Origin of the sequence: Shewanella sp. N2AIL, assembly GCF_022690845.1 — a bacterium.
GTDB classification, from domain to species: Bacteria; Pseudomonadota; Gammaproteobacteria; order Enterobacterales; family Shewanellaceae; genus Shewanella; species Shewanella baltica.
Map to the genome: position 1 here is coordinate 39905 of NZ_JALBYT010000027.1, position 19112 is coordinate 59016.

The window sequence follows — 19112 nt, forward strand, 5'->3', positions numbered from 1 at the left end:
GCTACATCAATATAGTTAAACCTAATCCAATGCCAAGTCACTGACTTGGCATTGTCATTTCTGGATGCGGAGATGGTTATTTTTGGATAGCTTGGCAGTATTTCGCTCAACCTCAACCTCAACCTTTGCAGCATCAGCGAGCTTTGAATAGGATTATGAGTTTTTCTTATTTGTGATATTCGCGAGCAGGTAACCGTTAAGCACCTTAGACAACTTAACTGGGGTGAGGGCATGAATAGTGATAGCGGCATAAAGTCTGATATCGTCGTAAGTAGGATGGTGTTTGAAATGGATAAAAAAAAAGCCCGCTTAAACTAAGCGGGCCGCAAAAATAATGCATTTGCAATCAACAAATTGAAGGAAGGAAGTCAAGCATAAGAACCAGGGAAGAAACTGAAGTGTTGGGAACACACCAGTTTAAAAGTTCTTTGTTTTCGATATCTGCAAGCAGGTATCTCCTGAAAACAAGCACATTCTATGGTGAACTCGGCGGTAAAACAAACGAGAAAAATTGCCCATAAACATTAGTAATTCTAATGATTGCAAAGGTGATCTATATCACTTAAGTCACTATTTACCTTGATTAATAACTTATAAATCACTATTAGTGCATAATAATACACTTCAATAAGCTTATCCTTGCTGCCATTTTGTTAAATCTGCGATACAACCTAAAAATCTTCTTATTAAGTTACGGCATTGCCATGATTTTTTTTGCTTGTATAGTACTTGCTGAAAAGGCCTTAAGCCCGAAACCACAAGAAGGACGATAACAAGATGGCATTAAGATTTCGCCTTGCAAAGCAAGGTTTGTTAGTGGCCACATTGGGAATGGCACTTGGTGCCTGCCAAAGTGGCAATGCACCTGAACAAAATTCGACTGAGCAGGCAAGCGCAAATAAATTGGTTTATCCAGTGACTCAAAAAGATGATCTCGTCGAAACCATTCACGGTGTTACCGTGGCGGATCCTTACCGCCATTTAGAGGCCAATACGCCAGAAACGGAAGCTTGGGTAAAAGAACAACAAGCCTTCGGTCAAGCCTATTTAGCCAAGATCCCCAATAAACAAGCAGTGGTCGATCGCATCACTGAGCTGTGGAATTACGAAAAAGTCTCCGCCCCATTTGAGAATGGCGACAATCAATTTTACTACCGTAATGATGGCCTGCAGGCGCAATCTGTTTTGTATGTCAAAGGGTTAGATGGCGTTGAAAAGCCAGTTCTCGATCCAAACAAACTGTCAGCGGATGGCACTGTGGCGCTATCAGGTGTTGCAGTGAGTAATGACGGTAAAATTTTAGCCTATGGTGTGTCAAATTCGGGCTCAGATTGGCAGCAATGGCAGTTTGTTGATATCGCAACCGGTAAGAAACTTGCCGATGAATTGAAATGGATTAAATTTTCTAGCGCAGTGTGGGATAAAGAAAACCAAGGTGTGTTTTATGCTCGCTATGATGCCCCTGCGGGTGGAGATGTCTTAGCCGACGTCAATTTCAATCAAAAAGTGTATTACCATAAATTAGGTACAGATCAGCGCCAAGATTTATTGATTTACGAGCGCCCACAGAATAAAGATTGGGGCTTTGGCATAGAGGTATCCGAGAAAGGCGAATACTTATTACTGTCGATTTCTCAAGGCACGGATAAGCGTAATCGTTTCTTCTATAAATCCTTATTTGAGCCTAAATCACAAGTGGTGGAATTGATCCTCAACTTAGAAGCTGAATATGAGTTTCTCGGTAATGATGGTTCAGTGTTTTATTTCAAAACCGACTTAGATGCGCCTAACGGTAAAGTGATTGCGATTGATACCCGCAATAGCGATAAATCCCAATGGCAAACTATTATTCCAGAGTCTACAGATCCCATTAATAACGTCGCCATAATTAATGACCATTTAGTGGTGAGTTATTTACACGATGTATTAGGTCAATTATCGATTTACAGCATGGGTGGGCAGAAACGCCAAGACGTGGCATTACCTGGTCAAGGCAATGTGGCTGGGCCTTTTGGCAAAGCAAGCAAAGACTATTTCTATTATGTGTTTAATAGTTATATTCAACCTGAGACCACCTATAAGTTTGACTTTAAAACCGCTGAATCAAGCGTAATTGCCAAACCTAAAGTATCGTTTAATCCCGATGACTATGTTTCTGAGCAAGTGTTTTATCGCAGCAAAGACGGCACGCGTGTGCCTATGATGCTGTCCTACAAAAAAGGCTTAGTGAAGAACGGTCAAAACCCAACATTACTGTATGCCTATGGTGGTTTTGCCATTTCGATGACACCACGCTTTAGTCCGGCCAACATTGCTTGGTTAGATATGGGCGGTATTTACGCTGTGCCGAGTTTACGTGGCGGCGCTGAATACGGCGAAAGCTGGCATCAAGCGGGGATGTTCGATAAAAAGCAAAATGTGTTTGATGACTATTTTGCCGCCGCGGAATATCTAGTGAGTGAAAAATACACTAATAGCACTAAGTTAGGTGCCTATGGCCGCAGTAACGGTGGTCTGTTGATGGGCGCTGCGGTGACTCAACGTCCTGAACTCTTTGCTGCCGTATTACCTGCGGTGGGCGTACTGGATATGCTGCGCTTCCATAAGTTCACTATCGGTTGGGCTTGGACGAGTGAATATGGCAGTGCCGATAAAGCAGATCAATTCCCAGCGCTATTGGCTTATTCACCTTATCACAATGTGAAAGCGCAAGCTTACCCTGCGACTATGGTGATGACTGCCGATCATGATGATCGCGTCGTGCCATTACACAGTTTTAAGTTCGCGGCCATGTTGCAGGATAAGCAACAAGGCACTGAACCTGTGATTATGCGTATCGAGTCCAATGCGGGTCACGGAGCCGGTAAACCGACGGCGATGAAGATTGACGAATTTGCTGATATCTACAGTTTCTTGTGGCAGAGTTTTGGCTTAACACTGCCACAAACTATCGCAAAATAACTAACTATGTTAATTAAATGGGGTCCTTTGACCCCATTGTCTTTTACAATTGCCCCTATTCATCTGAAACCCGCGCTATTCCTATCTATATCTTCGTCGGGTCATTCACAAGTCTTGTTTCCCTAGGTATAGTAAGCGTCAATTTTTCAACCAAAATTTGCTTATTTTCAAATGATGTTTCTTTGGCCTATTTCAGTCTATTACGAAGACACCGACGCTGGCGGCGTTGTCTATCATTCGAACTATCTCAACTTTTTTGAGCGGGCGAGAACCGAGTGGCTAAAAGCCCTTGGCGTGAGTCAGACTGCGCTTTTAGCCGACGATACCGCCTTTGTGGTAAAGCGTGCGGAATTAGATTTTCGCAAAGCGGCACGTTTTGAACAGAACCTTATTGTTGAAACTAAGGTCATAGAGTTGAAAAAGGCCTCGTTGATCTTTCATCAACGCTTGGTCGATAAACAGGGAGACTGTTATTGTGAAGGCACAGTGCTGGTTGTTTGTGTTGCGCTGTCACGAATGCGTCCCCGAGCTATTCCCTTAAATATTGTGCAGGAGTTTGACAGTGCAAGCTGATATGTCGATTGTTGGGTTATTTTTACAAGCCAGTTTATTAGTGAAATTTGTTATGTTCACCTTACTTTGCTTGTCAGTGATGTCTTGGACGGTGATTTTACAACGCCGTAGCTTACTGACATCCGCAAAAAGTAAATCGGCGAAGTTTGAAGATAAATTTTGGTCTGGCGTTGATTTAAACCGTTTATATAAAGAATTATCGACTCGTCCAGATAATAGCGGTTTAGAGTCATTATTTGTGACTGGTTTTAAGGAATATTCACGCCTGAATAAATTAAATAGCAAAGTGCCTGATGCTGTGATGGACGGTACATCACGTGCTATGCGTGTGACACTTTCTCGCGAAATGGAAAAGTTAGAAGCAAACTTACCCTTATTAGCGACCATTGGTTCGACTAGCCCTTATATCGGTTTATTTGGTACGGTATGGGGGATTATGAATTCATTTATCGCCATTGGTTCGATGGAAAACGCGACCTTAGCTATGGTGGCCCCAGGTATTGCTGAAGCCTTGATTGCAACGGCTATGGGTCTATTTGCTGCGATCCCAGCGGTTATTGCGTACAACCGTTTTTCGACTCAAGTTGATAAATTAGAAATGGCCTACGCAAACTTTATGGAAGAGTTCTCCAGCATTTTGCATCGCCAAGCATACAGTGAGAAGGAAGGGGCATAATGCAACCAGCTTATCAGCGCAAACGTCGTCGCCCCGTTGCCGAAATCAACGTGGTGCCCTATATCGACGTGATGCTCGTGCTGTTAATTATTTTTATGGTAACAGCGCCCATAGTCACTCAAGGGGTAAAAGTGGAGCTGCCTCAAGGGGCTGCGGAAGTTTTACCCGCTGATAGTAAACCGCCAGTGGTGGCTTCGATTGACGGTGACGGTGATTATTATTTGAATAAAGGTGGTTCAACCAACGTTCCTATGGACTTGGAAGAGCTCGCGACGGAAGTTGCTGCGCTTATGGTGACAGAGCCTGAGCGTCCCGTGGTGGTTAAGGCCGATAGAAATATTCCTTACGATAAAGTGATTCAGTTGATGGTGACACTGCAGCAAGCTGGCGTGCCATCAGTCGGTTTGATGACGGATTCACCCAAGGAGAAATAGGTGGCAGATAAGTCAGATGTAACATTACCTCTGTCAATTTCAGCGGGTATTCATATTGGCGTGATAATTATTCTGGCGTTGGGGATAGATTTTTCTCATAAACCTGAGCCTATGCAACAAGTTAGTGCGCCAGCGGTTAAAGCTGTGATGGTTGATCAGCAAAAAGTCGCTAATCAAGTTGAGAAACTTAAGCAAGAAAAGCGTGATGCTGAACGCCGTGAGCAAGAACGCCAAGCCGAGCTTGAGCGCAAAGCGCAAGAAGCGAAGCAAGCGCGCGAACGTGAACAGGCTCAAATTAAAAAGCTAGAGCAAGAACGTAAGCAGCAGGAAATTGAAACCCAAAAGGCCAACGAAGCGGCCAAGCTCGCTCAAGTAAAACAGCAGCAGGAAAAGGAAAAAGCAGTTAAAGCCGAAGCCGACCGTAAGCTGAAAGAGCAGGAGCGTAAAGTCGCTGAAGATGCCGCGCAGAAAGCAGCGGAAAAACGCAAAGTGGAAGAAGCTGCAGCAGCAAAAGCCGAGACCGATCGTAAGCAGAAGGAGGCGGAAGCTAAGGCCAAAGCTGATAAAGCCAAGGCTGATGCAGAAGCGAAAGCCAAGGCCGAAGCTAAAGCCAAGGCCGAAGCTAAAGCGAAAGCAGATGCTAAGGCCAAAGCGGATGCTGAAGCCAAAGCCCGCGCCCAGCAGGAGCAGGAAATGGCTGATGCATTAGCGGCGGAGCAGGCGGCGTTGTCGCAAACCATGAATAAGCAGATGCAGAGTGAAGTGAATAAGTATAAGTCGATGATCATGTCGACAATCCAGCGCAATCTTATCGTTGATGAGTCAATGCGTGGTAAAACTTGTCAAGTTTCAGTGCGTTTAGCAAATGATGGTTTTGTGATCAGCAGTCAAACTCAGGGCGGTGATCCTAATGTTTGTCGTGCAGCAAAAGCGGCGATTCTGAAGGCGGGTAAATTGCCAGTGTCACCGGACCCTGCTGTTTATAAAGAATTAAAAGATATTAACTTAACCGTTTCACCAACGTTTAATTAAAGGAGCCCCATGAAAATATTGGCAAAATGGTTAGCATTGGCAGTTCTGCTATGCACCACCCCCGCAAAAGCGGCATTGGATATTGTGATCACAGAAGGTGTTGACGCTGCGCGTCCCATCGCTGTGATGCCTTTTGTTTGGCAAGGTCCTGGCGCCGCACCGCAAGCGATTGCGGATGTAGTGATGTCGGACTTAGTGCGTAGCGGTACGTTTAAACCTTTAGACGAACTTGGACTACCTCAGCGCAATATTGGCACTGTGGCACAGTTTCAAGCTAATTCTTGGTCAAGTGTTGGCGCCGAAGCGTTAGTGCTAGGTACCGTTAAACCTTATGGTACTGATCAATATCTGGTGAGCTTTGATTTAATCGATTTAGTCAAAGCCCAAAACCAAGCGTTGAAAGGCCCAGTTAGTGCAACAGAATTTTTGATGGACAGCCGTCAAACTGTGATTTCAGCGGCGCAATTTCGCCAATATGGACACAGGATCAGCGATATCGTCTATGAAAAGTTAACCGGTATTCGCGGCGCATTCTTAACGCGGATCTCCTATGTTGTGGTCAATCATACTCAAAAAGCTCCATATCAATTGATGGTTGCTGATTATGATGGCGTCAATGAACAAATGTTACTGCGCTCGCCAGAGCCGTTGATGTCACCGACTTGGTCACCCGATGGTCGTCGTTTAGCGTATGTTAGCTTTGAAAACAAAAAAGCTGAGATTTTCGTGCAAGACCTTTATACCCAAGTGCGCACTAAAGTGAGCTCTTTCCCTGGTATTAACGGTGCACCGGCGTTCTCACCCGATGGAAAATCTTTGGCGATCACTTTATCTAAAGACGGTCAGCCTGAAATTTACATCATAGATATTGCGACCAAAGCCATTAAGCGTATTACCAATCACTATGCTATCGATACTGAGCCATCATGGTATCCTGATGGAAAGTCGTTGATTTTTACATCAGAGCGCGGTGGTAGACCACAGATTTATCGCGTAGAGTTGAGCTCAGGTAAAGTGAGTCGCGAAACTTTTGAAGGTGAATGGAACCTCGGTGGTTCAATTACCCCTGATGGTCGCAGTATGATTTTTGTTAATCGCACGAACGGTAAATTTAATATTGCGCGTATGGATTTAAGTACGCGTTTTATGCAGGTGCTGACATCGACACGTTTGGATGAATCTCCAAGTGTGGCCCCTAATGGTACTATGGTGATCTATGGCACCACATACCAAGGCAAGCAAGTATTAGCAGCTGTTTCTACGGATGGACGTTTTAAAGCAAGATTACCGGCAGGTCAAGGTGAGGTGAAATCACCTTCTTGGTCACCGTTTCTCTAATGTTATACCTTGATTTAATCACATTTAATTTTATAAGGAACACGTAATGGATCTGAATAAGTTGTTAAAAGCTATGTTGGTAGCACTTCCAATTATGGCTCTTAGTGCATGTAGCTCAACTTCAGAATCAGAAACTGATGCAATGGGCTCAACAAACGGTTCAGGTAGTGAACTGAATGGTGGTGGCATTCAAACTGGTGGTGTAGGCGCAATGTTGTCTGCTGAAGAGCAACAACGCCAGCAGTTAGAAGACTTAAGAAAGCAACACATCATTTACTTCGACTTTGACCGCAGTGAAGTTCAAACTGATTTCGCCGCAATATTAGAAGCCCATGGCACTTACTTAGTTGAGCACCCAAGCGTGCGCGTACTGATTGAAGGCCATGCGGATGAGCGTGGCACGCCTGAGTACAACATCGCACTGGGCGAACGTCGTGCTAAAGCCGTTGCTAAATACCTACAAGGTATGGGCGTACAGCCAAGCCAAATGAGCGTAGTCAGCTATGGCGAAGAAAAACCACTTGATTTTTCTCGCACTGATGAAGGTTTTGGCAAAAACCGTCGTGCAGTTTTAGTTTACTAAGATTGAATCTCGGAGAGTAACACAATGAAACGTGCCGTCTTAATTACGGCAATGTTCCTTGGTGCGGGTGCTGCAGTTGCAGCACCTGCTCCTGTGGAAGATATTGCTGGTGGTTCGGGTGATGACAGACTTGCTCGCATTGAACGTATTGTAAAATCAAGACAACAAAGCGAGCTCGATATGCAGCGCCGTCTTGATACACTGCAGCAGGAAGTGCTCGATTTACGTGGTTTAACCGAACAACAGAATTATCAGATTGAGCAGATGCAACAGCGTCAGCGTCAGTTATATGATGAACTTGCTAATTTATCCTCAAAGGCATCTGCCGCTCCTGCAGCCGCAGCCGCGACATCCACACCTTCTGTAGCCTCGACGAATGCGGCTTCAAGTAGTTTAAGTGAAACTGCAAGCTATGAGAGTGCCGTTAACTTAGTCTTGAAAGAGCGTAAGTATGACGACGCTATTCCTGCCTTCCGTGCTTTTATCAAACAATACCCAGATTCTGTGTATGCCGCGAATGCTAACTATTGGTTAGGGCAGCTATTATTTAATAAGAGCGAATTTGCAGAAGCCAAACAAGCCTTCAAAACTGTGGTTGACCGTTTTAGTGATTCCAATAAACGGGGTGACAGTTTAGTGAAGCTTGGCATGATCGCCGAGAAAACCGGTGACAAGGCTGGGGCGACGCAATACTACCAACAAGTCGTCAAAGATTACGCAAACAGCGCAGCAGCGCGCATTGCACAGCAGCAACTGGCTGCAATTAAAGCGTAATTAACCAAAAAACATACTCTTAGTCTGTTTTTCATGCAAACGACAAAAAATTGGGAATTTGCGCTTGCATGAGAAGATGAAAAAGGTATTATAGGCGCCCTCAGAGCGGCGAGGTCGTTCGGGGCGTAAAATACCAGTAAATGGGTCGTTAGCTCAGTCGGTAGAGCAGTTGGCTTTTAACCAATTGGTCGAAGGTTCGAATCCTTCACGACCCACCACTTACTCTAATAAATAGAATAAGTTAGTGGTATTTAACGAGGTAGTCAGTAGTACAATGGGTCGTTAGCTCAGTCGGTAGAGCAGTTGGCTTTTAACCAATTGGTCGAAGGTTCGAATCCTTCACGACCCACCACTTTACTGAAAGTGCATAAATCAGCGAAATACCTAGATGGGTCGTTAGCTCAGTCGGTAGAGCAGTTGGCTTTTAACCAATTGGTCGAAGGTTCGAATCCTTCACGACCCACCACTTATTACTTACATTATTAATGTCAGAATAGGTGAACAGTTTTATCGCAATACATAGATGGGTCGTTAGCTCAGTCGGTAGAGCAGTTGGCTTTTAACCAATTGGTCGAAGGTTCGAATCCTTCACGACCCACCACTTATTATCAGCATGATAAATGCAATAAATAAGTGAATAGTTTATCGCAATACCTCGATGGGTCGTTAGCTCAGTCGCTTTTTTTATAAAGCTAGGGCAGTTGGCTTTTAACCAATCAGTCGAATGGTTCTAATCCTTCACGAGACACCACTTTACTGAAAGTGCATAATTCAGCGCAATATATAGATGGTTCGTTAGCTCAGTCGCTTTTTTATAAAGCTAGGGCAGTTGGCTTTTAACCAATCAGTCGAATGGTTCTAATCCTTCACGAAACACCACTTTACTGAAAGTGAATAATTCAGCGCAACACCAGATGGGTCGTTAGCTCAGTCGGTAGAGCAGTTGGCTTTTAACCAATTGGTCGAAGGTTCGAATCCTTCACGACCCACCACTTTACTGAAAGTGCATAAATCAGCGCAACACCAGATGGGTCGTTAGCTCAGTCGGTAGAGCAGTTGGCTTTTAACCAATTGGTCGAAGGTTCGAATCCTTCACGACCCACCACTTATTATCAGCATGATAAATGCAACAAATAAGTGAACAGTTATATCGCAATACCTAGATGGGTCGTTAGCTCAGTCGGTAGAGCAGTTGGCTTTTAACCAATTGGTCGAAGGTTCGAATCCTTCACGACCCACCACTTATTACCCCGCTTTATCTCTCTCAAGTTCCTCCATGAATTTCCCAAGTTAAATTCCAATTCTCAGTACTAGATTTAATACCTTCGTTTTACTTATTTCATTTCAAATATTTTCCTAACATATTATTTATCCTGACATTTTCTACTTTTGTCTCATAGACCTATTGCCAATGTTTCTCACTTGTTAATTTGTCCATATTGGTTGCGGATAAATAATAACAATTGGGGAAAGACAAAAAATGAAACAAGCAAAACTAAGCTTGATGGGTAGTGCAATATTATTGGCATTAGCAAGTTCGGCCAATGCGGCATCACTAAAAGATACGGATGTTGAGTTTGGCGGTTATATCAAAGCTGACATTATGTTCAGTGATTATGGCAATGGCGCACCGGATTCGGGCGATCTCTCTAGGCAGTTTTATGTTCCTGGTACTATTTATGGAAAAGAAGGTAATGGCAATCAAGTCGTGGATTTTCAAGCTCGCGAAACGCGTTTTAATTTCAAAGCGACGACCGATGTTGATGGTCATAAACTTTCTGGCTTTATTGAACTCGATTTTATGACCCACACCGATGGCAATGAACGCACTTCCAACAGCTATTCGCCTCGTATTCGCCATGCATTTGTCTCCTATGACAATTGGACCGTAGGCCAAACATGGACCACCTTCCAAAATGCTGCTGCGTTACCTGAGAATCTCGATTTTGTTGGTGCTGCCGATGGCACCCCGTTCGCCCGCCAAACGCTATTGCGCTATACCCAAGGTAATTTCCAATTCGCGATTGAAAATCCTGAAACCACAGTCACGCCAAATCAAGGCGGTGCCCGCATTACCAGTGGTAGCGGGGTAATCCCCGATGTTATCGCGCGGTATAACCTCAAAACGGATGGCGGCGCGGCGTTCTCCTTTGCGGGTATTGCCCGTCAGTTGAATTTAGAAACTAAGATAGGTGCGACGCAGATTGATAGCTCAGCCCTAGGATATGGCGCGAGTTTTGCGGGCATTATTCCGGTCGGCAAAGATGATCTTCGCTTCACGGCCACCTATGGTCAAGGCTTAGGTCGTTATATGGCACTCAATTACATTAATGCGGGTGTGCTGGATGCTAACGGTGATATCGAGTCGATTCGTACTTTAGGTGGATTTGTGTCTTACCGTCATTGGTGGAATGAGCAGTGGCGCAGCAGTATAACCTTGTCAGGCACGCAAGCGGATAACGATGTGGCTTTAACCGGTTCAGGCGTGAATAAGGATGCTTATTCAGGTTATATCAACTTACTTTACTCGCCAAGCAAACCGCTGACCTTTGGTGTCGAGTATATGTACGCCAAGAACAGTAAAGAAAATGGCGATGATGGTGATTTGAGCCGCATCATGTTCTCAGCTAAGTATGTGCTCTAATCTTACTTGCTTGCGATAAAAACTAAAAAGGAGACCTTAGGTCTCCTTTTGCATTAAGCGGGTCACATATGTGTAGAGCTTAATCTAACAGATTGTTTTCTCGAACATATTGTTCGAAATCTGTGCAGCCACCGACGTGTTTCTCATCGACAAAAATCTGCGGTACTGTTTCAACTGGCTTACCAACAGTTTTCTCTAAATCTGCTTTAGAGATACCTTCTGCGTGGATATCGACATATCTGAACTTAAAGTCATCACGTTTTTCAACGAGTTGCTCAGATAATTGCACAGCACGAACGCAATAAGGACAGCCTGGACGGCCAAAAATAACAACGAACATAATAGCTCCTTAGGATTACTTTAGTCGTTTTATACCATAGGCCTAAGTGAATTGATAATGTCAGCCGTGTTTATTTTCAGTTTGATAGCGGCCTTGATAATCAAAATAGCTTTCGAGCAGATCCCAGCCTTTTTTATGTTTCTTCAGCAGCAAGAGATCGGGCATGCGGAATTTATCCACGTCGCTGATTAACTCTGTCACCTTTGTGTACTTTTTCGGTTTTAATCCCGGCGTTCGGCTATGGGGAAAGATGAATAAGGCATAGAGGGCTCGCCACTGTGCCGGAGTTTGCAATTTAAAGCGGCGATTAAATTCATTGCCGTCGATATCGAGGTACTGCACTTTCAGATTACCGTCATCGTCGATGAGCGTCATATGTTGGCAGCGGAACAAATGATGGTGCTGCTGACTGAGCACTTGGCGCAGGCGTTTATCGGGATCGATGAGAGTCGATTGGCAGTGCTGGCAAATGCGCGCGGCAATATCATTCTCTTCACCGCAATCAGGGCAAGATTTAGAGCTAAATCGAAAGTCGCACTGCTGCTTTTTACCATGCTGTTCGACTATGCCCTGACAACGGCGACCAAAGTGTTCGATGATGTCCCCATCATCGTCCGTGAGTCCCCAGAAAATATTAGCAAAATCGCACACAGGGCAATGCACTTGCACGGGTACCGATTTACTGTTGGGTTTAGCTTGGCCGACCTCGGGGAAATACAAGTCATAACCATTGGCAGCATAGTCGATGATAAGACAATCTTTTTTACCTTCAGCGATTCGTAAACCACGGCCGATCATTTGTTGAAAAAGACTGACTGAGGCGGTTGGGCGCAAAATCGCAATCAAATCCACATGGGGCGCGTCGAAGCCTGTCGTCAACACAGCCACGTTGACCAAAAACTTAAGCTCTTGGGCTTTAAAGCGTTCAATCGTCGCGTCACGTTCATTGTCGTGCGTTTGTGCCGTGATTATGGCGCTCTGTGCAGCGTGAGCTTGGTTGAGTAGGCCAAAAATCTCATTGGCGTGGCGCACCGTTGCCGCGAAGATGATAATGCCTTTTCTATGTTGGCTCAGTTCAATGAGCTGTTTCACTATCGCGGTAGTCGCGCGGCCGTAATGTCCCAGTAAATCGTTAACCTCAGCTTCGGCATACTCGCCATTCTCATTGGCTTTAAGTTGGCTAAAATCGTACTGGGCACTGAGGCCATCAAACAGGGTTGGTGCTGTGAGGTAACCTTGCTTAATGAGTGGTCTGATGGGCAGCTCGAACACACAATGTTCGAACACGGCGTGTTCGGGCGAACCCACTTTGCCGTGATAGTGTTGCTGATAAATCCAGCCAGTGCCAAGGCGATAGGGCGTAGCGGTGAGGCCGAGCAATCTTAGTTGGGGATTTTTCGTGCGTAAATGAGTGAGCACTTGTTGATACTGGCTGGTTTTCTCAAGGCTGACTCTGTGGCATTCATCAATAATCACTAATGAGAACGGCTGATCGAACTGGGTTAACCCCCGCGCCGCCGATTGAATGCTGGCGACGACGGTTTTCCCCTCAGTGGCTTTTTGATTGAGTCCCGCCGCATAGATACTGGCTTGTGCCGTTAGTAGGCCGACTTTCTCAGCATTTTGCGCGACTAATTCTTTCACGTGGGTGAGCACTAAGACCCTGCCTTTGGCGATGCGCGCCAATTCGGCGATCACTATGCTTTTGCCGGCGCCTGTGGGCAATACGAGTACGGCGGAAGCTTGGCTTTGCCTAAAATGGGCGATGGCGGCATTAACCGCTTGCTGTTGATAGTCTCTGAGTTTGACTGACACGCTGATAAAAAATCTATGCTGAATAAAAGTGAGGTCGCAAGCTTAACATAACAGGCAAAAAAAATGCCCCTGGTTGGAGGGGCAAGCTAGAGAAAGGAGCAATCACACACACTCTCTCAACGGGGTTCACTATTAACCTGAGGTTTAAAAAGGGAGGTTCAGGTTACGCTTAGCCTATTGGGCATAGACTAAGCGTTGTGGACGTTGTTCGTAACTCGGATATTACTCAGTACGATTCAAGCGTGATTCAATCAAGGTCTCGATCACAGCAGGATCGGCCAAGGTTGATGCATCCCCTAAGTTGGTCACTTCGTTAGCAGCAATCTTACGCAGGAAGCGGCGCATGATCTTGCCAGAACGTGTCTTAGGTAAGCCCGTTGCCCATTGGATAAGATCTGGGGTTGCCAGCGCACCAATTTCTTTACGGACCCATTGACGCAGCTCTTGACGTAGCTCTTCGGTTTCTTCAGTGCCGCGGGTTAGCGTGACATACGCATAAATACCTTGGCCTTTAATATCGTGTGGGTAGCCAACTACCGCCGCTTCTGCAACCAGTTCGTGTGATACCAGCGCACTTTCGACCTCTGCCGTACCTAATCTGTGGCCGGATACGTTGATTACGTCATCGACGCGGCCTGTTATCCAGTAGTAACCATCTTCATCGCGGCGGGCACCGTCACCGGTAAAATACATGCCGCGGAAAGTTTTAAAATAGGTCAGCACGAATCGTTCGTGGTCGCCATACACAGTCCGCATTTGGCCCGGCCAAGAGTCGAGTAACACTAAGTTACCTTCGTTCTCCCCCTCTAAAATATTACCCATGTTATCGACTAAGGCAGGTTGAACGCCAAAGAACGGACGAGTCGCTGAACCAGGTTTAGTGTCGGTCGCCCCAGGCAGTGGCGTGATCAAAATACCGCCAGTTTCAGTTTGCCACCAAGTATCGACGATAGGGCAATGTTCATGACCTATGACCTCATGGTACCAACGCCATGCTTCTGGGTTGATGGGTTCGCCTACCGAGCCCATGATTCTCAAGCTGCTACCATCGAACTTATCGAAGTGCTGTTTACCTTCGGCCATCAGCGCGCGAATTAAGGTTGGTGCTGTGTAAAGAATACTCACTTTATGGCGGTCAATCATTTCGCCTAAACGGGCAGGGCTTGGATGATTCGGTACACCTTCATGGATAAGCACAGTCGCACCATTGGCAAGTGGGCCGTAAACCATGTAAGAGTGGCCAGTGATCCAACCCACATCGGCGGTACACCAGTACACTTCGCCCGCTTTGTAGTCGAACACATACTCATGGGTCATAGACGCATACACCATGTAGCCACCAGTGGTGTGCAATACGCCCTTGGGGTTACCGGTTGAACCTGAGGTATACAGCAGGAATAACGGCGCTTCGGCGTCCATTTCCTCTGGTTGACAGTACTCAGATGCGGTTTCCATCAGTGAGTGCCACCACACATCTCGGCCTTCTACCCAATCCACTTTGCCACCCGTGCGTTTAAGCACGATGACTTTTTCAACGGTAGTGACATCAGGATTTTTTAAGGCATCATCGATGTTGCGTTTCAATGGGATAGCACGGCCACCGCGCATACCTTCATCTGAGGTAATGATGACTTTTGATTTGCCATCAATCACGCGAGAGGCGATAGAATCCGGTGAGAAACCACCGAAGACCACAGAGTGCACAGCGCCGATACGGGCACAGGCGAGCATAGCCACTGCGGCTTCTGGCACCATAGGCATATAAATCGTGACTATGTCACCGCGGCGCACGCCTTGGCTGCGCAACGCGTTAGCGAATTTACACACCTCTGCATGTAATTCACCGTAGGTAATTTTGCGTTGTTCGCTGGCGTTATCGCCTTCCCAAATAATCGCCACGCGATCACTGTGCTCGGCTAAGTGACGATCTAAACAGTTGGCAGAAGCATTCAGGGTGCCGTCGTAAAACCAGTTGATCGATAAGTTATGATCATCAAAAGAGGTTTTTTTAATTTTGGTATAGGGTTTTATCCAATCAATACGCTTGCCGTGTTCTCTCCAGAAACCTTCGGGATTGACAATCGACTCTTGGTACATTGTTTTATATTTATCGTTGTTTACAAGTGCATTGGCAGCGATATTGCCGGAGACTTTGTAGAGAGACTGCGAGCTCATAGGGCTTCCCTTTTGAAAAATTGCGTGGACTGAGTATGGTATGCAAGGGGGCGGCAACTCCATTAGACCTTGGTCTAGTTTTAAATTTTCCTTTATATTTAGTCTGTTGCATTAAAAATCCGGCTAGATTTTAGACAGGTTTTATCGCACAATAATCAGAAAAAAGAGCAAAGTATGAATTTAACCTTAGTCGTCGCCGTTATTGCCGTCTGTTATGTCTCGCTTTTATTCCTATTAGCGTGGGGGGCGGAGCGTTGGTTTAGCCGGATCACCAAAAAGCTACAGGTCGGTATTTATGGCCTGAGCTTAGCGGTTTACTGTTCCTCGTGGAGTTTTTTAGGCACTGTTGGCCAATCGGCTAAGGATCTCTGGTCTTTTTTACCGATTTTTATCGGCCCAATTCTGATTTTTACCTTAGGTTTTGGCATGTTACGCAAGATGGTATTAGTGTCTAAGGCACAAAATATCACCTCAGTGGCCGACTTTATTGCCGCCCGATACGGCAAATCCCAAACCTTAGCCGCCTTAGTCACCTTAATCGCCTTGTTTGGCATCATGCCCTATATCGCCCTGCAGCTTAAGGCGATGGTGTTCAGCCTTAACCTGTTTCAACCCGCAAACGATCCCCTCGATGGCGTGACAATTCCGCTACTGATCACGTCTTTGTTAGCCATATTTGCCATTTTATTTGGTACCCGCAAACTCGATGCCACCGAGCACAATCCTGGGATGATGCTGGCAATTGCCTTTGAGTCTCTGGTGAAGCTCGCCGCATTTTTATTGGTCGGCGTCGTCATTAGTTTTGGGGTATTCGATGGTTTTGGGGATATTTGGCAGCAGGCGAATGCGCAGTCGCTGATCAATTATCCCAATCCCCGTATCGAAGCCCTAATGCCTGAGTTACTTGTCGGAATGGCGGCGTTTTTGTGTATGCCAAGGCAGTTCCATGTGATGGTGGTGGAATGCGCCGATGAGTCCGTGTTGTCAAAGGGACGTTGGTTATTCCCCATCTATTTAGCACTCTTTGGCTTGTTTGTTGGACCGCTCGCCTTGGCAGGGAAAATTATTCTCGGCGATTCAGTGTCGGCCGATACCTATGTGATTAATTTACCGCTGGCATTAGATCAACCTTTGCTGGCGGTGATTGCACTGCTGGGCACACTTTCGGCGGCAACCGGCATGGTGATAGTGGCGGTGGTGACTATTAGTGTGATGGTGAGTAACGAATGGCTAGTGCCTGTGATGCTGCGTACGGGCCATATCCGCGAGAAAAACTTCAGCCAGTTCTCGCACCTGTTACTTAATGCCCGCCGTTTGGCGATAGTGATCATTCTTGGCTTAGGTTATGGCAGTTATCTGGCCTTAGCCGACAGTGATTCCTTGTCCCATCTCGGCATGTTGTCATTCGGGGCTTTTGCTCAGTTAGCGCCTGCCTTAGTGGGCGGGCTTTATTGGAAGCACGGCAATCGTGCTGGGGTGTTTTTAGGACTCGGCGTAGGCTTTACGCTGTGGTTTTACATCATGTTGCAGGGCATGACAGATGTGCAAAGTTCATCAGCGTTAGTATCGGGAGTCACGGGTGAGATAGGTTTGCTAGATGCGATAACGCCCAATGTGCGTGATGCTCTGACGGCACTTTTTGCCAATATCGCCTGTTATATTTTGGGATCGATTTGGTTTAGGGCGGGTGTGGCTGAGCGTATTCAGGCCAGTGCTTTTGTGAGCCCTGGCAAATTGAAAAACAGCGCCAATAAGAAAAATGGTCCGATTTCACAGCAGGATTTGCTGATTCTCGCCAGTCGATTCGTCAGCCCAACACGCGCCTATGAAAGCTTTAGCCGTTTTTCGATTGATGCGGTAAAAAGTGATAGCTGGCATAAAGCAGCGCCGCCTGAGCTGATTTTCCACACTGAACGTTTATTGGCGGGCGTACTTGGCGCCTCAAGCGCAGCGCTGGTGATGGATTCTGTGCTGCAAGGGCGTGATTTGGCGCTGGATGAAGTGTTCAGTCTAGTGGATGAAGCGTCATCGAAAATTATGCTCAGCCAAGACATGCTGCGCGGCGCGATTGAGCATGCCTATGAAGGCATGAGCGTGATAGATAATGATCTCAATCTCGTGGCTTGGAATTATAAGTATGTGGAGTTGTACCAATATCCCGATGGATTCTTGCAGCAGGGTATGCCCATCAGCGAAGTGATCCGTTTTAATGCGTCGCGGGGTTATTGTGGTGAAGGTGAAATCGAACAGCAGGTTGAACAGCGGGTGCAGCATATGCGTAATGGCACGCCACACACTTCTGAGCGCCATCGCAGAGACGGTAAAGTGATTAAAATTCAAGGTAATCCCATGCCAGACGGCGGCTTTGTGATGACCTTTACCGATATTACTCAGTATCGCGAGCAGGAGCGGGCGCTGCTCGAAGCCAATGAAACCTTAGAAAGCCGCGTTAATGAGCGAACCTATGAATTAGCCATGTTGAACAGTGAGTTACTCGAGGCTAAAGCGCAGGAAGAAATCGCTAACGCCTCTAAGAGTCGCTTCTTGGCTGCTGTTGGCCATGATTTAATGCAACCGCTGAATGCTGCAAGGTTGTTTACCGCATCTTTATCTCAGTATCCCAATTTAGATCGCGAGGCCAGAACCACCTTATCCCATGTGAACAGCTCGCTTAAGATCGCCGGCGAGTTGCTCACCGATCTGCTGGATATTTCTAAACTCGATTCCGGCATGGTGGATGTTAATCGGCGTGACTTTGCGATTTCAGAACTGATCAATGGCTTATCCGTGGAGTTTGAGGCGATGGCTGCGGACAACCAAATCCGTTTTAAGATGATCCCATGCAGTGCGACTGTTAATTCTGATCCTTCGCTGTTACGGCGTGTCCTACAAAACTTTTTAACCAATGCCTACCGCTACGCCCGTGGTGGCAGAGTCTTGTTTGGTTGTCGCCATCGCGGTCATTACCTTGAGATCCAAGTGTTAGACACAGGCTGTGGTATCGATGAAAAAGAAACCCAAGAGATTTTTAAAGAATTCAAACGGCTGAATAATCCTAAGAGCAACAATGTCAGCGGATTAGGCTTAGGTTTAGCAATTGCCGATCGCATCAGTAAAGTGCTGGAACACGGTATTCAAGTCTCGTCCCATTTAGGGCGCGGCTCGGTATTCTCCATTTGTGTGCCGCTCGGGGAGACTGTACGTCAGCCGCAAGTGAAGGCGTTGCCATCGCTGCTGCAGCCGTTATCGGGTATCAAAGTGCTGTGTATCGATAACGAAGAGGCGATTCTGGCGGGCTTAGAAAGTCTATTAAGTCGTTGGCAATGTGAGGTTATTTGCGCCAAAGATTTATCCGATGCACGCATTAAGCTGGGGTTGAAAGGCGTCGCGCCCGATATTGTCCTCGCCGATTACCACTTAGATGATGGCCAAAATGGCGTCGATGCGATGGACGGTATTCGTGCCCTGTATGGCAAAGACTTGCCCGGCATTTTGATCACCGCCAATACCCGTAAAGAGCTGGTGGAAGATGTGCAGCGCCGCGGCTATCACTATATGGCGAAAATGATAAAACCTGCCGCGCTGCGCGCCTTGATTTCTAGCTTAGTGAAATGAGCTTAGTCAAATCAGATTAGAAACATGAGTTTAGTGGAGTCGGTACGTTAATCGAAAGTCTAGATAACCCGCGCAGTTGCTATGCGGACTATCTGGACTAAACACAGGGCTAAAAGTTTGGTTGGCTAAAGGTTTGTTATCGTTCTTTAGTT

13 protein-coding genes and 8 tRNA genes are annotated in these 19112 nt (G+C 46.2%); 18 read left to right on the top strand and 3 right to left on the bottom strand.

Annotated features, from left to right (window positions below):
• Positions 1–777: 777 nt before the first annotated feature.
• The 17 genes from MO387_RS15480 to MO387_RS15560 all read left to right on the top strand — a co-directional run bounded on the left by MO387_RS15480 (position 778) and on the right by MO387_RS15560 (position 11015).
• Positions 778–2961 (top strand): prolyl oligopeptidase family serine peptidase, encoded by a 2184-nt coding sequence (locus MO387_RS15480; protein ID WP_107947114.1) that lies wholly within the window; start codon positions 778–780, stop codon positions 2959–2961.
• A 171-nt stretch (positions 2962–3132) separates the two neighbouring features.
• Complete coding sequence (ybgC, locus tag MO387_RS15485; RefSeq protein WP_012587890.1) at positions 3133–3534, top strand: tol-pal system-associated acyl-CoA thioesterase; 402 nt, start codon at positions 3133–3135, stop codon at positions 3532–3534.
• The gene (gene tolQ, locus MO387_RS15490; protein ID WP_006081252.1) at positions 3524–4210 is read left to right on the top strand and encodes a protein TolQ; all 687 of its coding nucleotides are present in this window, start codon (positions 3524–3526) and stop codon (positions 4208–4210) included. The genes ybgC and tolQ overlap by 11 nt, the downstream gene beginning before the upstream one ends.
• The gene (gene tolR / locus MO387_RS15495) at positions 4210–4644 is read left to right on the top strand and encodes a protein TolR (protein WP_106650233.1); all 435 of its coding nucleotides are present in this window, start codon (positions 4210–4212) and stop codon (positions 4642–4644) included. The genes tolQ and tolR overlap by 1 nt, the downstream gene beginning before the upstream one ends.
• The gene (tolA, locus tag MO387_RS15500) at positions 4645–5676 is read left to right on the top strand and encodes a cell envelope integrity protein TolA (protein WP_107947115.1); all 1032 of its coding nucleotides are present in this window, start codon (positions 4645–4647) and stop codon (positions 5674–5676) included.
• 9 nt (positions 5677–5685) lie between these two features.
• The gene (tolB, locus tag MO387_RS15505) at positions 5686–7014 is read left to right on the top strand and encodes a Tol-Pal system beta propeller repeat protein TolB (protein WP_012196906.1); all 1329 of its coding nucleotides are present in this window, start codon (positions 5686–5688) and stop codon (positions 7012–7014) included.
• A gap of 46 nt (positions 7015–7060) precedes the next feature.
• Entirely contained in the window at positions 7061–7597 is a 537-nt protein-coding gene (gene pal, locus MO387_RS15510; RefSeq protein WP_006081256.1) for a peptidoglycan-associated lipoprotein Pal, read from the top strand.
• Positions 7598–7621: 24 nt separating this feature from the next.
• Entirely contained in the window at positions 7622–8371 is a 750-nt protein-coding gene (ybgF, locus tag MO387_RS15515) for a tol-pal system protein YbgF (RefSeq protein ID WP_011846551.1), read from the top strand.
• A 142-nt stretch (positions 8372–8513) separates the two neighbouring features.
• Positions 8514–8589: transfer RNA gene (locus MO387_RS15520), tRNA-Lys, on the top strand.
• A 58-nt stretch (positions 8590–8647) separates the two neighbouring features.
• A tRNA-Lys gene (locus tag MO387_RS15525) sits at positions 8648–8723 on the top strand.
• A gap of 38 nt (positions 8724–8761) precedes the next feature.
• A tRNA-Lys gene (locus MO387_RS15530) sits at positions 8762–8837 on the top strand.
• Between the two features lie 59 nt (positions 8838–8896).
• Positions 8897–8972, top strand: a tRNA-Lys gene (locus tag MO387_RS15535).
• A 188-nt stretch (positions 8973–9160) separates the two neighbouring features.
• A tRNA-Lys gene (locus MO387_RS15540) sits at positions 9161–9250 on the top strand.
• 37 nt (positions 9251–9287) lie between these two features.
• Positions 9288–9363: transfer RNA gene (locus tag MO387_RS15545), tRNA-Lys, on the top strand.
• A gap of 37 nt (positions 9364–9400) precedes the next feature.
• A tRNA-Lys gene (locus MO387_RS15550) sits at positions 9401–9476 on the top strand.
• A gap of 60 nt (positions 9477–9536) precedes the next feature.
• A tRNA-Lys gene (locus MO387_RS15555) sits at positions 9537–9612 on the top strand.
• Between the two features lie 239 nt (positions 9613–9851).
• On the top strand, positions 9852–11015 hold the full coding sequence (locus tag MO387_RS15560; protein WP_107947116.1) for a DcaP family trimeric outer membrane transporter: 1164 nt from the start codon (positions 9852–9854) through the stop codon (positions 11013–11015).
• Between the two features lie 79 nt (positions 11016–11094).
• Here MO387_RS15560 and MO387_RS15565 read toward each other — a convergent pair whose 3' ends face one another.
• The 3 genes from MO387_RS15565 to acs all read right to left on the bottom strand — a co-directional run bounded on the left by MO387_RS15565 (position 11095) and on the right by acs (position 15345).
• Positions 11095–11355, bottom strand: a complete 261-nt coding sequence (locus MO387_RS15565; RefSeq protein ID WP_006081259.1) for a GrxA family glutaredoxin — start codon at positions 11353–11355, stop codon at positions 11095–11097.
• Positions 11356–11415: 60 nt separating this feature from the next.
• Entirely contained in the window at positions 11416–13170 is a 1755-nt protein-coding gene (locus MO387_RS15570; RefSeq protein ID WP_107947117.1) for a DEAD/DEAH box helicase, read from the bottom strand.
• A gap of 222 nt (positions 13171–13392) precedes the next feature.
• Positions 13393–15345: an acetate--CoA ligase gene (gene acs / locus MO387_RS15575; protein ID WP_012587884.1), complete on the bottom strand. Its 1953-nt coding sequence runs from the start codon at positions 15343–15345 to the stop codon at positions 13393–13395.
• Between the two features lie 174 nt (positions 15346–15519).
• Here acs and MO387_RS15580 point away from each other — a divergent pair, with 174 nt between their 5' ends.
• Positions 15520–18960 carry a PAS domain-containing hybrid sensor histidine kinase/response regulator gene (locus tag MO387_RS15580; protein ID WP_242326368.1) on the top strand — a complete coding sequence of 1147 codons (3441 nt, stop codon included), beginning with the start codon at positions 15520–15522 and terminating at the stop codon, positions 18958–18960.
• Positions 18961–19112 lie beyond the last annotated feature (152 nt).